The sequence below is a fragment of the Salmonella sp. A29-2 genome (genome assembly GCF_020150755.1).
GTDB classification, from domain to species: Bacteria; Pseudomonadota; Gammaproteobacteria; order Enterobacterales; family Enterobacteriaceae; genus Salmonella; species Salmonella enterica.
Genome location: NZ_CP083731.1, coordinates 4,606,311 through 4,622,724, shown reverse-complemented (window position 1 = coordinate 4,622,724; position 16,414 = coordinate 4,606,311). Strand labels below are relative to the sequence as shown.

17 protein-coding genes and 2 pseudogenes are annotated in these 16,414 nt (G+C 52.0%); 12 read left to right on the top strand and 7 right to left on the bottom strand.

Annotated features, from left to right (window positions below):
• From K8W53_RS22420 to K8W53_RS22405, 4 genes and pseudogenes are all read left to right on the top strand, one after another.
• Entirely contained in the window at positions 1–1,041 is a 1,041-nt protein-coding gene (locus K8W53_RS22420; RefSeq protein ID WP_000557882.1) for an ADP-ribosylglycohydrolase family protein, read from the top strand.
• A gap of 62 nt (positions 1,042–1,103) precedes the next feature.
• Entirely contained in the window at positions 1,104–1,826 is a 723-nt protein-coding gene (locus K8W53_RS22415) for a GntR family transcriptional regulator (RefSeq protein ID WP_001533426.1), read from the top strand.
• 97 nt (positions 1,827–1,923) lie between these two features.
• Positions 1,924–2,049 (top strand): annotated as a pseudogene (locus K8W53_RS22410) (hypothetical protein); the annotation flags it as partial.
• Positions 2,050–2,099: 50 nt separating this feature from the next.
• Positions 2,100–2,240 (top strand): annotated as a pseudogene (locus K8W53_RS22405) (CDP-diacylglycerol diphosphatase); the annotation flags it as partial.
• Positions 2,241–2,329: 89 nt separating this feature from the next.
• Here K8W53_RS22405 and K8W53_RS22400 read toward each other — a convergent pair.
• From K8W53_RS22400 to lsrR, 3 genes are all read right to left on the bottom strand, one after another.
• Positions 2,330–2,680 carry a cupin domain-containing protein gene (locus K8W53_RS22400; protein ID WP_001173083.1) on the bottom strand — a complete coding sequence of 117 codons (351 nt, stop codon included), beginning with the start codon at positions 2,678–2,680 and terminating at the stop codon, positions 2,330–2,332.
• A gap of 13 nt (positions 2,681–2,693) precedes the next feature.
• Positions 2,694–4,286: an autoinducer-2 kinase gene (gene lsrK / locus K8W53_RS22395; protein WP_052939520.1), complete on the bottom strand. Its 1,593-nt coding sequence runs from the start codon at positions 4,284–4,286 to the stop codon at positions 2,694–2,696.
• An 86-nt stretch (positions 4,287–4,372) separates the two neighbouring features.
• Positions 4,373–5,332: a transcriptional regulator LsrR gene (gene lsrR, locus K8W53_RS22390; RefSeq protein WP_001283049.1), complete on the bottom strand. Its 960-nt coding sequence runs from the start codon at positions 5,330–5,332 to the stop codon at positions 4,373–4,375.
• 255 nt (positions 5,333–5,587) lie between these two features.
• Between lsrR and lsrA the strand changes: the two genes are divergently transcribed.
• The 7 genes from lsrA (at position 5,588) to K8W53_RS22355 (ending at position 12,260) form a co-directional block, all read left to right on the top strand.
• Positions 5,588–7,123: an autoinducer 2 ABC transporter ATP-binding protein LsrA gene (gene lsrA, locus K8W53_RS22385; protein WP_001167250.1), complete on the top strand. Its 1,536-nt coding sequence runs from the start codon at positions 5,588–5,590 to the stop codon at positions 7,121–7,123.
• Complete coding sequence (lsrC, locus tag K8W53_RS22380; protein ID WP_000911134.1) at positions 7,117–8,160, top strand: autoinducer 2 ABC transporter permease LsrC; 1,044 nt, start codon at positions 7,117–7,119, stop codon at positions 8,158–8,160. The genes lsrA and lsrC overlap by 7 nt, the downstream gene beginning before the upstream one ends.
• Positions 8,160–9,158, top strand: coding sequence for an autoinducer 2 ABC transporter permease LsrD (gene lsrD / locus K8W53_RS22375; RefSeq protein ID WP_001070414.1), 999 nt, complete (start codon positions 8,160–8,162; stop codon positions 9,156–9,158). The genes lsrC and lsrD overlap by 1 nt, the downstream gene beginning before the upstream one ends.
• A 28-nt stretch (positions 9,159–9,186) precedes the next feature.
• Positions 9,187–10,209 carry an autoinducer 2 ABC transporter substrate-binding protein LsrB gene (gene lsrB, locus K8W53_RS22370; RefSeq protein WP_000090739.1) on the top strand — a complete coding sequence of 341 codons (1,023 nt, stop codon included), beginning with the start codon at positions 9,187–9,189 and terminating at the stop codon, positions 10,207–10,209.
• Positions 10,210–10,237: 28 nt separating this feature from the next.
• Positions 10,238–11,113: a 3-hydroxy-5-phosphonooxypentane-2,4-dione thiolase gene (lsrF, locus tag K8W53_RS22365; RefSeq protein ID WP_052939523.1), complete on the top strand. Its 876-nt coding sequence runs from the start codon at positions 10,238–10,240 to the stop codon at positions 11,111–11,113.
• Positions 11,114–11,195: 82 nt separating this feature from the next.
• Positions 11,196–11,486 carry a (4S)-4-hydroxy-5-phosphonooxypentane-2,3-dione isomerase gene (gene lsrG, locus K8W53_RS22360; RefSeq protein ID WP_023224791.1) on the top strand — a complete coding sequence of 97 codons (291 nt, stop codon included), beginning with the start codon at positions 11,196–11,198 and terminating at the stop codon, positions 11,484–11,486.
• Between the two features lie 9 nt (positions 11,487–11,495).
• Entirely contained in the window at positions 11,496–12,260 is a 765-nt protein-coding gene (locus K8W53_RS22355) for an epimerase (RefSeq protein WP_001088049.1), read from the top strand.
• 91 nt (positions 12,261–12,351) lie between these two features.
• On the opposite strand, the gene tpiA is transcribed toward K8W53_RS22355, so the two are convergent.
• Positions 12,352–13,119: a triose-phosphate isomerase gene (tpiA, locus tag K8W53_RS22350; protein WP_001216339.1), complete on the bottom strand. Its 768-nt coding sequence runs from the start codon at positions 13,117–13,119 to the stop codon at positions 12,352–12,354.
• 112 nt (positions 13,120–13,231) lie between these two features.
• Positions 13,232–13,828 (bottom strand): YiiQ family protein, encoded by a 597-nt coding sequence (locus K8W53_RS22345; RefSeq protein WP_000802241.1) that lies wholly within the window; start codon positions 13,826–13,828, stop codon positions 13,232–13,234.
• 100 nt (positions 13,829–13,928) lie between these two features.
• Between K8W53_RS22345 and K8W53_RS22340 the strand changes: the two genes are divergently transcribed.
• Complete coding sequence (locus K8W53_RS22340; RefSeq protein WP_000155237.1) at positions 13,929–14,357, top strand: DUF805 domain-containing protein; 429 nt, start codon at positions 13,929–13,931, stop codon at positions 14,355–14,357.
• Between the two features lie 106 nt (positions 14,358–14,463).
• On the opposite strand, the gene fpr is transcribed toward K8W53_RS22340, so the two are convergent.
• Together fpr and glpX are read right to left on the bottom strand one after the other, a co-directional pair.
• Positions 14,464–15,210: a ferredoxin--NADP(+) reductase gene (gene fpr, locus K8W53_RS22335; protein WP_000796304.1), complete on the bottom strand. Its 747-nt coding sequence runs from the start codon at positions 15,208–15,210 to the stop codon at positions 14,464–14,466.
• 96 nt (positions 15,211–15,306) lie between these two features.
• Positions 15,307–16,317 carry a class II fructose-bisphosphatase gene (glpX, locus tag K8W53_RS22330; protein WP_001250624.1) on the bottom strand — a complete coding sequence of 337 codons (1,011 nt, stop codon included), beginning with the start codon at positions 16,315–16,317 and terminating at the stop codon, positions 15,307–15,309.
• Positions 16,318–16,414: the final 97 nt, after the last annotated feature.

Here is a 16,414-nt window from a genome sequence, read left to right as displayed (position 1 = left end):
ATGCACGTTGATCAAAACAAAATACTGGGATGCCTGGTGGGCGCCGCCGCCGCGGACGCGATGGGAGCCGCGACGGAAGTACGCACCCAGCAGCAAATAAAAGACTATTTTGGCGGCTGGGTGACGACCTTTCAAAAACCGCCTGCGGACACGTTTGGCCGCTGCAACGAAGCGGGGATGTGCACGGATGATTTTATTCAGGCGAAGTACATTATGGACGCGCTGCTGCGCCATCAACGCCAGGTCAGCGACGAGGCGATGCGCGAGGCTTTTCAGCAGTGGCTGGATTATCCGTACTACGCCAACTTTACCGGCCCGACGACGCGTGCGGCAATGAAGGCAATATTCAATGATAACCGCGCCTCTTTACAGGGTGAGCTGGAAGGCGAGAAACAGTCGGTACAGATTATTAATAAGGGTAACGCGGAGGCAACGAACGGCGCCGCCATGAAGATTTGGCCAGCGGCGGTGCTGCATCCGGGTGATATTGACGCGGCGATTGACTGCGCGCTACAGATTTGCCGTTTTACGCATAATAACGTGCTGGCGATGTCCGGCGCAGCGGCGATGGCGGCGGCAACCAGCGAGGCGTTAAGAGCGCAGACCAACGCAGACAGCATTATTGCCGCCGGTATTTACGGTGCGCAAAGGGGCTATCTGCTGGCGCAGGAGCAAGGGGCGATGATGGTCGCCGGGCCTTCCGTTGCCCGACGCATTGAACTGGCCGTGGATATCGGTAAACGTCATCGCCATTGGGAAACGGCGGTGGTGGAACTTGCTGATATTATTGGCTCTGGGCTGCACGTGAGTGAAGCGGTGCCGGCGGCCTTTGGCCTGTTCGCGTGTTGTCCGAATTCTGCCGTAGATGCTATTATCTCCGGCGTTAATATCGGCAATGATACTGATACTGTCGCCACCATGGTCGGGGCGATTTCCGGCGCATTCCATGGCGTGGAGGCTTTTCCCGCCGATTATTTAACGACCTTGGATCGTATGAATCATTTCGATTTGGCAGAACTGGCCAGGCAAATCGCAGGGTAGCGACTTCACCCTGCCGGGGACGGTAAAACGTCCCCTGCTGGCGAAGACGTGAGGTGCGCAGCTTGCAGGTTGATAAAACGAGCTTTACTCCGCTTTATAAGCAACTATTTTTTATCATCTGTCAGCAGATCCAAAATGGATCCCTGCCTTTAGGCAGCCAGCTGCCGACGCAAAAAGAGATTGCCAGAGCCTACAACGTCTCGCTGATTGTGGTTAAACAGGCCTGGAGCGAACTGATCAATGCGGGCATTATTTCGTCGCAGCGCGGGAGTGGTTCTGTGGTGTGCTCCGTACCGGAAGGCGTGAGCTATGGTCACACGTTTCGCGGTATTACCCGCGATCTCCAGGACGCCAGCGTGGCGATTGAGAACCGTATTCTGGAAATCGCGCCGCGCCGCGCGCGCGACGCTCAGGCAGACGGCTTGAGCCTGCCCGCACAGCATCACTATCTCTATATTTCGCGTATTCGTTGCCTGAATAACCGCCCATTTAACCATGAGAAAATATATCTCGATCTCAGCTTCTTTCCCGGCCTGGAACTGACGCCGCAGGCGCTGGAGCATACGTCGCTCTATTCGTTATTAAACGTAACAAGCGACTCGGCGATAGAAAAAGTTGAGGCGATTTTACCTTCCGCCGACCTGTGTGAAAAACTGCAAATTGCCGCCAATAAACCGCTGCTATCCGTTGCCAGACAGACGTTTCAGGCCGGACAAGACAACCCTTTTGAGTATTGTCGCTATTACGTGCTGTCTGAATACTTTGGTGAAATTCATTATCACTGATCTGTCCGCTTAATCCTGCGATAACCCCACTATATCTGGCGTTTACCTGCCTGACTGTTCGTCGTATTCTTGCTGAAAAAATCGTCAGGAGACAGGTATGTCGCTCTGGTTGTCCCATCCTCTGTTCCTCCCTTTCATCATCGTTGGCGTTACTATCCTTCTGTGGGCGACTTCGCTACTGCCGGAGTTTATGACCGCACTGCTATTTTTTGCTGCTGTGGTGGCGATGGGACCAGGGAAAGTTCCTGCGCGGCGGGGATGCTGTGATGTATCGCGCTGGCGGTGATACGCCAAAGTGATGGCTCTTTTGTCCTGCTGGCGACCGAGCGTAATTTACTGACCTTCAATCGCGCTTCTGCCGAGGAAATTCAGGATCATCAGTGTGATATCTTGAACCAACAGGTAATCAAATGACAGCTTGATATTGCATTAACGAATGCCGTTTGGAGGCCGGACAAGGCTCTCGTGGCGCTATCCGGCAAAATCTGGCGATGGCGCGGGCGTTACCAGGCCGGTGGATCTGCGGGGTGGCTGTCATTTTCCAGATGCGGCGATTTAATAAACACGCCTTTCCAGGGCTTATCGCCGTTATTAATGAGATAATGCGCCTCCCCAGGTTCGCACTGTAAAACATCTCCAGTTTGCAGGATATGAGGTGTTCCTTCCAGATACAGGCACACTTCACCGCTTAGGGTATAAAAAACCTCACAAGCGGTATTATGGCGATGGTTAGGGAATGACTGCCCTGGTTGTAGTATGACGACACCCATATCGCAGCCCGGCCCACGGATTAAGTATTTAGGGCCATTATCGCCAAAGCGGTATTCATGATTCTTCTCATTCGTTTTTTGCATGCTTATTCTCCTGTTACAGGCCTGGCGCTTTCCAGAGGGATGTCGTTAAGCCACCATCGACCAGCGCGCGTTGATCCTGATAAACGGCCTGCCATTTTTCTCTGGCCTGCTGATAGACAGCGAAATTTTCAGGATTAGGTTTATGCTCCCGATCCCAGCGCACTAGCTTTTCTCCCGTTTCCGCCAGCGATGGCCAGATACCCACGCCAACGCCTGCGGCAATAGCGCACCCTAGCGCGGTAGCTTCTTTGACGACAGGTACGTGAACGGTGAGTCCCGTAACGTCGGCAAGTATTTGGCTCCATAATTTGCCTTTAGATCCTCCGCCGGCAAAAACCAGAGAGTCGGCCTGTACGCCGGAAAACGCGGCAATTTGCTGTAAATTGCAGGCGGAAACAATGGCGGCATTCTCTTCCAGCGCGCGAAATAGGGTCGCTTTATTACACTTTTCAGGATCGATAGACAGATTGATAAACGACGGCGCGGCATGGTACCAGCGTTTAAAACGCATAACGTCAGAGAAGATGGGCATCACACCGTACGCGCCGGGAGGAACCCGGCTGGCCATATCTTCCAGCAGGGAATACGCATCAATACCTAACCTTTCAGCGATTAGTTTTTCCTCGGCGCAAAAGGCGTCGCGGAACCAACGCATCGTTAACCCAGTAAAAAAGCTAATAGACTCGGTTTGTACCATACCGGGGATCACATGAGGATTGATGCGAACGTTCATGTTTGGGTCGGTGACCGGCGCGGGAAGATTGACGACCTGTTGCCAGAAGGTTCCGCCCAGCACGGCCGTTTGCGCCGGGCGTACGACGCCCAGCCCCAGACAGCCTAACTGCACATCGCCGCCGCCAACGATGACCGGCGTACCCGCTTGCAGGTTGCACTGTTCAGCCGCTTTCTGTGAAATGTGACCGAGCAGCGTCCCGGTTTCTTTTACCGGCGAGAGAATGTCAGAACGCAGGCCCGCCATCTGTAACAGGCTACGTTTCCAGTTGCGGGTCACCAGATCCAATAACCCCGTCGTGCCTGCGTTGGAGGGATCGACCGCCAGTTCGCCGCTGAGCATAAAGGCCATCCAGTCGCTGATCATAGTGACGGTTGACGCGCGATGATAAATATCCGGACGATGGTGGGCAAGCCAGAGCAGACGCGGAATAGCGCTGAGCGCCAGCGTTTGCCCGGAGCAACGATAAACTTCCTCCTCAAAGGTGTTATCGTGCAGCTCTTTTAATTCACTGACTTCGTGCGCCGCGCGGGCGTCAACATTAGCGCAGGCCCAAATGGGTTCGCCGTTACTGTCATAAATAACAATGCCTTCACGCATCGAGCAGGCCGATACGGCAGCGATAGCCGTTGCAGGAATGGCGGCTTTCTGTAGTGCCTGACGGATACACTGGCAAGCCAGTTGCCAGTTTTTGGCAAGATCAAACTCCATCGAACCAGGCACATCCGGCACGGCCAGATGCTGCCATTCCGCTTGACCGACAGCTATTTGCTTTCCTTGTAGATCAAAAATTACTGCTCTGACGCTACCGGTACCGGCGTCAAGAGCCATCAGGTAATGTCCTGATTCAGTATGGGTACAGAGTCGAGCCATTTTTTTACCCTCGGCTATTTTTACATCGTTACATAAAATCCTGTCAGTTATTGTTTATTGAATTGAGGTAAGTGTTATTTTATTTTTTATTTTTCAATAAGTTGAATTATTTTCCCTGCGGTTTTCTGATCGGTAACCAGCGCATTGATATAGTTACCGCGCATAGCGGCAATAATAGCTTCTGCTTTTTGTTCGCCGCCGGCGACGCCAATCACGGTTGGGATCGTGGAAAGTGAATTTAACTTCAGGCCAATTAATTCGTTATGGATTTTGATGTCTGGAATAATTTCGCCATGAGCATCAAAAAAATAGCCCAGAATATCGCCTACTGCGCCTTTGCGGCCAATCATGAGTTGTTCACCCTGAGTGATATAGCCGGATTTTAAGATACTGGCTTGATCTTTCTGGTTAATTGCCCCAATCCCCACGATGGCGGCATCGGCAGCTTGCGCTGTGAGCATCACATCCCGCACGCTATTTTCATTGCGCAGCGTGCAGGCAATTTCCTGCGATGATGCGCGCAGCGGCGCGGGCATAATACTTACGCTACAAGCGGCATCAAGCTGGCCTATTCCGGTCATATACGGCCCCACGCCGCCGGATAACGTGACCAGTCGGATTTGTTGCGCCGAGATAAATCCGCTGAGGCGTTTTAATGTGGTCATCGTGGCTTCGCCAAAGCCGACGGCCAGCAGTTGCTGTGGCCGCAGTGACTCCATCAACATATGGGCGGCGCCGATTCCTAAGCGCAGACCAATATCGGCATCGGGTAATGCCGGCAGCACGCGGATATTCTGCAATGCGAAGTGGTTGCGCAAGGCATTTTCATACTCAAGACACCCTTCGAAGCGGGAGTTGATTTGTACGCGAATAATACCGGACTGATGCCCTTTCTCCAGCAGACGAGAAACCTTCAGCCGGGTTAGCCCCAGACGCTCGCTGATTTCACTCTGCGTCAATCCATCGTGATAGTAGAACCAGGCAATACGCGCCACCTGCTCTTCTTCGCACATTCCATAATCAGATACCAACGTATTATCGCTCATTGTCATAACCTGGCTTTACTTTGAACATTTCTAAATCATTAACACAATTGTTCAGTTATCACTCCGAAATAACCGTGATTAACGCCACAAAAACGCGTCAAATCTGAACATTTATCATCTAAAAATTCATTTATTCAGAAAACGTGATCTGGATGAGAGTTTTTTGACCAAATAACTACTACCGTTTTGAACAATTTCTTTTTCAAAAAACATTTGTTCAGTCCCGTCAGTCAACATTGAGGGAGCGGAGGCAACATGCAAATCAGTCACAATACTGCATCCCCTCTGATTTGTGTGCAGAACATTTATAAAAGTTATTCCGGCGTCGAAGTACTAAAGGGAATTGACTTTACTCTGCATGCGGGAGAGGTGCACGCATTGCTTGGCGGCAATGGTGCGGGTAAATCAACATTAATGAAGATTATTGCCGGTATAGTCCCGCCAGATGGAGGGACTATCGATATTGCTGGTGTGCGTTGCAGTCATTTAACGCCTCTGAAGGCGCACCAGTATGGCATTTACCTGGTTCCCCAGGAGCCTCTGTTATTTCCGAGTTTATCTGTGCGGGAAAATATCTTGTTTGGCTTGCAGGGACGTCAGGCCTCCACGGAAAAAATGCAGCAGCTATTAAAGGCGATGGGATGCCAACTCGATCCGGCGAGCGCTGCGGGTACGCTTGATGTTGCAGACCGCCAGATCGTTGAAATTATGCGCGGCTTGATGCGCGACTCGCGAATCTTAATTCTTGATGAGCCCACGGCGTCGTTAACGCCAGCCGAAACTGATCGGTTATTTACGCGTCTGCAAGAGTTGCTGAAAAAGGGTGTCGGAATTGTATTTATCTCTCATAAGCTACCAGAAATTAGACAGTTAGCTCACTGCGTTAGCGTGATGCGTGACGGTAAAATCGCATTATTCGGAAAAACGCATGACCTTTCTACCGACGAGATTATTCAAGCTATCACCCCGGCAACGCAGGGCGTCAGTCTTTCCGCGAATCAAAAGTTGTGGCTGGAATTGCCTGGCAGCCGCCCGCAGAACGAACGCGGCGCGACGGTATTAGCGCTGGAGTCACTGACGGGCGAAGGTTTTATGAATATCAACCTTGAGGTGCGGGCAGGCGAAATCCTTGGTCTGGCCGGGTTGGTCGGCGCGGGACGCACAGAACTGGCTGAAACGCTGTACGGTATTAGACCGGTCAATGCGGGGCGGATGCTGTTCAATGGTCAAGAAATTAACGCCCTGACAACCCAACAGCGGTTGCAGCTCGGCCTGGTCTATTTGCCGGAAGATCGGCAGTCATCCGGGCTGTATCTTGACGCTTCCCTGGCATGGAATGTCTGTTCGCTGACCCACAACCAAAAAGGATTTTGGATAAAGCCCCAGCGGGATAACGCCACTCTTGAACGTTACCACCGCGCGTTAAATATCAAACTCAATAATGCCGAACAGGCGGCGCGTACTTTATCCGGCGGTAACCAGCAAAAAGTATTGATTGCTAAATGCCTGGAAGCCTCTCCGCAATTACTGATTGTCGATGAACCGACCCGCGGTGTCGATGTCTCCGCCCGCAGCGATATTTATCAGCTGTTGCGCAGTATCGCGCAACAAAATGTCGCGGTGCTGTTTATTTCGTCCGATCTGGAAGAGATAGAGCAGATGGCCGATCGCGTATATGTCATGCACCAGGGGGAACTGGGGGGGCCTGCGTTATGCGGCGAGGAAATTAACGTTGATACCATCATGCACGTTGCGTTTGGCGAACATGGTGCGTCGGAGGCAACATGTTGAAATTCATCCAAAATAATCGGGAAGCGACGGCACTGCTGGCAATAGTCTGTTTATTCGTGTTTCCTGGCGCGCTGGATAGCCAGTATTTGAGCGTGCAAACGCTGACAATGGTTTTCAGTAGCGCGCAAATTTTGATGCTGTTGGCGATTGGCGCGACGATGGTAATGCTCACCCGCAATATTGATGTATCGGTGGGCTCGACGACAGGCATGTGCGCGGTATTGCTGGGAGTGATGTTAAACGCCGGCTATAGCCTGCCGGTCGCCTGCCTGGCCACACTAATATTAGGAATTGTCGCCGGATTTTTTAATGGCGTACTGGTTGCCTGGTTGAAGATACCCGCCATTGTCGCCACGCTGGGAACGCTGGGCTTGTATCGTGGGATCATGCTGCTATGGACAGGGGGGAAATGGATTGAAGGATTACCCGCAGGCTTAAAGCAACTCTCTGCTCCTGTGTTTCTGGGAATTTCCGCAATCGGCTGGTTTACCCTGGTGTTAGCGCTGCTTATGGCCTGGCTCCTGGCGAAAACCGCCTTTGGCCGCAATTTTTACGCCACCGGCGATAACCTGCAGGGTGCCCGGCAATTGGGTGTCCGTACCGAGATGGTACGCATCATGGCATTTTCACTTAATGGCGGTATGGCGGCATTGGCTGGAATCGTGTTTGCCTCGCAGATTGGCTTCATTCCCAATCAAACCGGCACGGGGCTGGAAATGAAAGCCATCGCGGCCTGCGTATTGGGGGGAATTAGCCTGTTAGGCGGGTCAGGCACGGTCATCGGCGCTATTCTCGGCGCTTATTTTCTTACGCAAATCGATAGTGTGTTAGTGCTGCTGCGTATCCCCGCCTGGTGGAACGATTTTATTGCTGGCCTGGTATTGTTGGGCGTACTGGTATTCGATGGGCGGCTGCGTTGTGCATTACAACGCAATCTGCGCCGCCAGAAATATGCCCGTTTTATATCACCACCCACTCCACTACAGACGGAAGCAAAAACGCACGCACAACAGAATAAAAACAAAGAGGTGGCATAATGAATCCATGGCGACGCTATAGCTGGGAAATTGCGCTGGCAGCCTTATTGATCTTTGAAATTCTGGCTTTCGGTCTGATTAATCCACGTTTATTAGATATTAATGTCTTACTTTTTAGCACTAGCGATTTTATTTGTATCGGTATTGTCGCTTTGCCGCTAACAATGGTTATTGTCAGCGGTGGTATGGATATTTCATTTGGTTCTACAATCGGGCTATGCGCGATTACCCTGGGTGTGCTGTTTCAGCTCGGTATGCCGCTACCTTTAGCGATTATTATTACCCTACTACTCGGCGCAATATGTGGGCTGATAAATGCCGGACTTATTATTTATACCGGCGTAAACCCGTTGGTGATTACCCTGGGAACCATGTATTTATTTGGTGGTAGCGCATTATTGTTATCTGGTATGGCTGGCGCCACGGGTTATGAAGGTATTGGTGGATTTCCCACAGCGTTCACTGACTTTGCCAATATTTCATTTCTTGGTATTCCCATGCCGCTTATTTTTTTTCTTGTGTGCTGTCTGTTTTTCTGGCTGCTCATGCATCGCACGCATATGGGACGCAACGTTTTCCTGATTGGCCAGAGCGCCCGTGTCGCGCAGTACAGCGCGATCCCGGTGAATCGCACGTTGTATACCGTGTATGCCATGACCGGATGCGCCTCCGCGATCGCCGCCGTATTACTGGTTTCTTACTTTGGCTCCGCACGTTCGGATCTGGGCGCCTCTTTCCTGATGCCGGCTATTACGGCGGTTGTGCTGGGAGGCGCCAATATTTATGGCGGCTCCGGGTCGATTATGGGGTCCGCGTTGGCGGCGCTGCTGGTGGGATTTTTACAGCAGGGGCTACAGATGGCCGGAGTGCCGAATCAAATTTCCAGCGCATTGTCCGGTGCGCTTCTCATTGTTGTTGTCGTTGGTCGTTCCGTCAGTTTGCATCGTCACCAAATCCTTGAATGGTACTCACGCCGTCGCAATGCGCATCAGGCATGATTTCCTTTTGAAATTTATGGAGAAAAAAATGGCAAGACACAGCATTAAAATGATCGCCTTACTCACTGCGTTTGGTCTGGCATCTGCGGTAATGACCGTGCAGGCGGCAGAGCGGATTGCTTTTATTCCCAAACTGGTTGGCGTGGGCTTTTTTACCAGCGGCGGCAATGGCGCGCAGGAAGCGGGAAAAGCGCTGGGCATTGACGTAACTTACGATGGCCCTACAGAGCCCAGCGTCTCAGGCCAGGTTCAACTGGTGAATAACTTTGTCAATCAGGGGTATGACGCCATTATCGTTTCTGCCGTTTCGCCTGATGGCCTGTGCCCGGCGTTGAAGCGGGCAATGCAAAGAGGCGTGAAAATATTAACCTGGGATTCCGATACCAAGCCGGAGTGCCGTTCTTACTATATCAATCAAGGGACGCCAAAACAGCTCGGCAGCATGCTGGTAGAGATGGCCGCTCATCAGGTGGACAAAGAGAAAGCGAAAGTCGCTTTCTTCTATTCCAGCCCAACGGTGACCGACCAGAACCAGTGGGTGAAAGAAGCTAAAGCCAAAATTAGCCAGGAACATCCGGGGTGGGAGATAGTCACTACCCAGTTTGGCTATAACGATGCCACGAAATCGCTCCAGACGGCGGAAGGTATCATCAAAGCGTATCCCGATCTGGATGCCATCATCGCGCCTGACGCTAACGCTTTACCTGCTGCGGCACAGGCGGCGGAGAACCTTAAACGCAATAATCTCGCGATTGTTGGTTTTAGTACGCCGAATGTAATGCGCCCTTATGTTCAGCGCGGCACTGTTAAAGAGTTTGGCCTGTGGGATGTCGTCCAACAGGGAAAAATTTCCGTATATGTCGCCAACGCGTTGCTGAAAAATATGCCAATGAATGTCGGTGATTCACTGGATATTCCCGGCATCGGCAAAGTCACCGTTTCACCTAATAGTGAGCAGGGATATCACTATGAGGCAAAAGGTAACGGCATTGTGTTATTGCCGGAGCGTGTCATTTTTAACAAAGACAATATCGACAAATATGATTTCTGATAACTGTTATGTATCGACGGAGTAAATAATGGCTGATTTAGATGATATTAAAGATGGCAAAGATTTTCACACCGATAAACCACAAACTAACACTTTGTTCGCATTAAAAGGCTGTGGCGCGCTGGATTGGGGAATGCAGTCCAGACTGGCGAGGATTTTTAATCCTAAGACCAGAAAAACGGTCATGCTGGCCTTTGACCATGGATATTTCCAGGGGCCGACAACCGGACTTGAGCGTATTGATATCAATATTGCGCCGCTCTTTGAATATGCTGATGTCTTAATGTGTACTCGCGGCATATTACGCAGTGTGGTACCTCCGGCAATCAATAAACCAGTCGTTTTACGCGCGTCCGGGGCGAATTCTATTCTCACTGAATTAAGCAATGAGGCGGTTGCGGTGGCGATGGATGACGCTGTGCGGTTGAATAGCTGTGCTGCTGCCGCACAGGTTTATATTGGTAGTGAGCATGAACATCAGTCGATTAAAAATATTATTCAACTGATTGATGCCGGGTTACGCGTCGGGATGCCAATAATGGCAGTGACCGGGGTGGGTAAAGATATGGCTCGCGACCAGCGTTATTTTTCACTGGCAACGCGTATCGCTGCGGAAATGGGGGCGCAAATTATCAAAACGTATTATGTCGATAAAGGTTTTGAGCGTATTGCGGCAGGTTGTCCGGTGCCGATTGTCATCGCCGGCGGTAAAAAACTGCCTGAACGTGAAGCATTGGAAATGTGCTATCAGGCGATTGACCAGGGGGCTTCTGGCGTAGATATGGGGCGTAATATATTCCAGTCAGAAAATCCGGTAGCCATGATTAAAGCGGTACATGCTGTCGTTCATCATAACGAAACAGCAGAGCGTGCTTATGAGCTGTTTTTGAGTGAGAAAGGTTAAATGAGATCGCTTCCCCATCTTTTACCGATGCGAGGAGATGGGGATGACTGTTATTTTATTTGGAATAATCAGGGGGTTAATGATGCACGTTACGCTGGTTGAAATTAACATTCATGATGACAAGGTTGAACAATTTATCGATGTTTTTCGGCAGAATCATCTGGGCTCAATTAAAGAGCCGGGTAACTTGCGTTTTGATGTTCTGCAGGATCCGCAGGTGCCTACGCGATTTTATATTTATGAAGCCTACGTTGATGAACAGGCCGTCGCTTTTCACAAGACAACGCCACACTATAAAACTTGCGTGGAGCAGCTTGAACCGTTGATGACCGGTCCGCGGACAAAAAAAGTTTTTATGGGTTTGATGCCTTAAGGAGCGCTCATGAACAGCCAGTTTGCCGGATTAACGCGCGAAGCATGTGTGGCATTGTTAGCGTCATATCCGCTTAGTGTGGGTATTCTGGCAGGGCAGTGGATTGCGTTGCATCGCTATCTGCAACAGTTGGAAGCGCTAAACCAGCCGCTGTTGCATTTGGATTTGATGGATGGTCAATTTTGCCCGCAGTTTACCGTTGGGCCATGGGCAGTTGGGCAACTGCCGCAAACTTTTATCAAAGATGTTCATTTGATGGTAGCGGATCAATGGACGGCGGCGCAAGCCTGCGTGAAGGCGGGCGCACACTGCATCACGCTTCAGGCTGAAGGCGATATTCATCTGCATCATACGCTAAGCTGGCTTGGTCAGCAGACCGTGCCCGTTATCGGCGGTGAAATGCCGGTGATCCGGGGGATTAGTTTATGCCCGGCAACGCCTCTGGATGTCATTATCCCTATTCTGAGCGACGTTGAGGTTATTCAACTACTGGCAGTGAACCCTGGATACGGCAGTAAAATGCGCTCCAGTGATTTGCACGAGCGCGTGGCGCAGCTTCTCTGTCTACTTGGTGATAAACGCGAAGGTAAAATTATCGTTATTGATGGGTCGTTAACGCAGGATCAGTTGCCTTCGCTGATTGCACAGGGCATCGATCGTGTTGTTTCTGGTAGTGCGTTATTTCGTGATGATCGGCTGGTTGAGAATACGCGGAGCTGGAGGGCGATGTTTAAGGTTGCCGGGGATACTACTTTCTTACCCTCCACAGCATAAATGCCGGATGGCGGCTTTACCTTATCAGGCCTACATAAGCACTCGGCTGGTAGGCCTGATAAGCGCAGCGCCATCAGACATTGATTGGCAATTAAGCCTGTTTAGCAGCTTCTGCTGCTTTCACGATCACGGCGAAGGCGTCAGCTTTCAGAGAAGCGCCGCCTACCAGTGCGCCGTCGATGTCCGGCTGCGCGAACAGTTCGGCTGCGTTGGAGGCATTAACAGAACCGCCGTACTGGATAATAACCTGTTCAGCGATTTTCGCGTCAGCTTTAGCAATGTGGTCGCGGATGAATTTGTGAACTGCCTGAGCCTGCGCAGGCGTTGCAGATTTACCGGTACCGATCGCCCATACGGGTTCGTAAGCGATAACCGCGCCTTCAAAGGCTGCCGCGCCCTGCGTTTTCAGTACCGCGTCGATCTGGCGTGCGCACACTTCTTCTGTTTTGCCCGCTTCGTTTTCCGCTTCGGTTTCACCGATGCACAGTACCGGCGTCAGACCTTGTTCTTTCAGTACGGCGAATTTTTTGGCGATCAGCTCGTCAGATTCTTTGTGATAAGTACGACGCTCGGAGTGGCCGATAATAATGTACTGCGCGCCGATATCCTTCAGCATTTCAGCCGAAGTTTCACCGGTGAATGCGCCAGACAGGTTCAGATCAACGTTCTGCGCGCCCAGCATAATGTGGCTACCGGCAGCAGCGCGTTTCGCCAGATCGATATACATTTCCGGCGGAGCGATTGCCACGTCGCAGCCTGCTACGCCCGTCAGTTCTTTACGCAGGTTAGCCACCAGTTCGTTTACCATGTGGCGGCTGCCGTTCAGTTTCCAGTTACCCATCACTAAAGGATGTCGCATTTCATTTCTCCACGCTTAGTCAGCGAATTAAGGAAGATGGCCGCTCGTCAGAGCAGCATGGTCTGTGAAACAGTATAGAGATTCATCCCCGGAAAGGCTTTGCTTTTTGTCATCAATTCGCCCCTTCCAGATTTTCAGATAACGCCAGCTTAATCGGTTCAACCGCGAAGGTCAGCCCCTTTTCGCCGTTATCTGCGACAACATAACGTACCGCGCCTTCGGTCTCGGCGTAATAGTGTTTACCTTTACCGGCGATAAGCATCTTTTGCAGTTTTTTCTGGCTTTGCTCTTTTGTCAGTAACGGGGCGACAGTGCGAATAATGGCGGCCATATATTCCAGCGCTTTCGCTTTCGCCGCTTTCTGTTCCGGCCCCTGAATGGGCAGCCAGGTAATCTGCATACTTTTCACTTTGAGCGTACCGCGCTCCAGCGCCGTGGAGGCATACAGATTTTCGTTAATCTTACTGGCGGCGCGGGTCAGATTCGCCTTATCGCGGCTATTCTCAATGGCGCGAAATTCATTGAGCGGCAGATCGGGATTCTGGCGGTTAAAGTTCTCACGAAACTGGCTAATAGAAAGATCAAAGGTTGGCGAGCCCGCCAGCAGATAGGGCGCTGTCGTGGTCGATGAAGAGAGCTGCGCGTGCGCCGTTATGCTGGCGGTGAGAGCAGAAAACAACAGTAAAAACAGAGTACATCCTGGCTTCATCAATCTTACCTTTCGTTAGGACTGCTCACGATTAAAACGATAACTGTCGGGCTTGTCAAAAGGGTAAACTGTAGCGGAAGGCAAAATATAAGGAACTTACATGACCATACAGCAATGGTTATTCTCATTTAAAGGGCGTATCGGACGCCGTGATTTCTGGATTTGGATCGGCCTCTGGTTTGCCGGGATGCTGGCGCTATTTTCGCTGGCGGGGAAAAATCTGCTTGATATCCAAACGGCGGCATTTTGCCTGGTGTGCCTGCTGTGGCCGACCGCCGCCGTCATGGTCAAACGTCTGCATGACCGGGGACGTTCCGGCGCGTGGGCGTTGCTAATGATTCTGGCGTGGATGCTGCTGGCCGGAAACTGGGTGATGCTGCCGGGGATGTGGCAGTGGGTCGTCGGGCGATTTATTCCGACGCTGATCCTGGTGATGATGCTTATCGATCTGGGCGCGTTTGTCGGTGTTCAGGGGGAAAATAAGTTTGGGAAAGCGACACAGGACGTGAAGTTTAAAGCAGAACCGTAAACGGGCGGTAAACCGTAATTTGCCCGGTGGCGCTGACGCTTACCGGGCCTACAGATTGGTGATGATTTGCAGGCCGGATAAGCCCCAGCCGCCATTCGGTAAAACATCACCAGTAATGTTCAGCCGTCATCTGCCCCGGTCGGCGGCGCAGATGTTTAGTCATCTGTCGGGTCTCTTTCAGCAGTTGCTGCGTATCGCGCACCATCTGCGGGTTCCCGCACAGCATGACGTGGCTGGTCTCTTTATCCATCGGTAATCCAACGGCTTTTTCCAGCTCGCCGTTTTCAATGAGCGCTGGCACGCGTCCGGTGAGCGAGCCTGGCACGCTCTCCCGGCTGACCACCGTTTGGATGCGCAGCTTGCCTTCATAACGCTGTTGCAGTTCCAGCATTAGCGGCAGATAGCTTAAATCGGCGGCGAAGCGTGCGGCGTGGACTAAGACCAGATTTTTAAAGCGCGCGACATCCTGGCCATATTGCAGAATAGACAAATACGGGCCAATAGCGGTTCCGGTTGCCAGCATCCATAGCGTCTCGCAGTCAGGCACTTCATCCAGTACAAAGAAACCCGACGCGTCGCTGACCACTTGCACCTCATCGCCAGGTTTTAGCGCCGCCAGCCGCGGGCTGAGCTTTCCTTGCGGCACCGTCACCAGATAAAACTCTAAATTCGGATTGTCAGGCGCATTGACATAGGAATACGCGCGCTGAACGCGCTCGCCATCGATCTCCAGTCCGAGTTTGGTAAATTGGCCTGCAGTAAAAGGATTAATGGGGGCGTGAACGGTCAGGCTGAACAGTGCGTCAGTCCAGTTTTGCACCTTAGTGACTTTACCTGTTACCCAATCGGCCATGGTTTTCTCCTGTTCTGAATCGCTAACCTTATCTTCGTTCGTCAGGAGAAAGATTTCCAGCCCCGCGAGGCTGGAAGGCTCTAACTAACAAATGCGCTAGAGGATATGCGCCTGTACATCCGGATCTTTACGATCAAGATAGTGGATCGACTGAATGCGGCGGATGGTGCGTGATTTGCCGCGGATCAGCAGCGTTTCCGTCGTGGCAATATGGCCTTTCCGGCTAATTCCTTCCAGCAGATCGCCTTTCGTGATGCCGGTCGCGGAGAAAATAACGTTATCGCTACGCGCCATATCGCCCAGGCATAACGCCTTGCCCGCTTCAATGCCCATTGCTTTGCAGCGCGCCAGTTCCTGTTCGCCAATGCGGCGGTTTTCTTCGCTGTCGCCTTTCACATCATGGCGCGCCAGCAGACGCCCCTGCATATCGCCGTCCAGCGCGCGGATCACCGCTGCGGATACCACGCCTTCTGGTGCGCCGCCAATTCCGTACAGCACGTCGACTTCGCTATCCGGCATACAGGTCAGAATTGAGGCCGCGACGTCGCCGTCAGGAATGGCAAACACGCGTACGCCCAGTTTGGCCATCTCTGCGATGACCTCGTCATGACGCGGTTTTGCCAGAATGGTCACGGTCAGATCGCCAAGCGGTTTACCCAGCGCATCCGCGATGTTGCGCAGGTTATCCGCCAGCGGCAGATTGAGATCGATCGCCCCTTTGGCGCCCGGACCGACAATCAGTTTTTCCATATACATATCGGGCGCATTCAGGAAGCAGCCTTTATCGCCGACCGCCAGCACCGCCAGCGCGTTCGCCTGACCCATCGCCGTCATGCGCGTGCCCTCAATCGGATCGACGGCGATATCTACCGCATCGCCGTGGCCGGTACCGACTTTCTCGCCGATATAGAGCATCGGGGCCTCGTCGATTTCGCCTTCGCCAATCACGATGGTGCCGTCAATGTTGACCTGGTTGAGCATGATACGCATGGCGTTGACCGCCGCGCCGTCCGCGGTATTTTTATCGCCGCGTCCCAGCCATTTGTAGCCAGCCAGCGCCGCCGCTTCGGTCACACGGGAAAATTCGATGGCAAGTTCTCGTCTCATAACAAACTCGTAGCAAAAAGGAGTGGCGCGCAGTGTAGCACAGGGGAAGGAGGGAATAATTGATGTGTGTGCGGAGTTGCCCCCGCACAAAGATTTT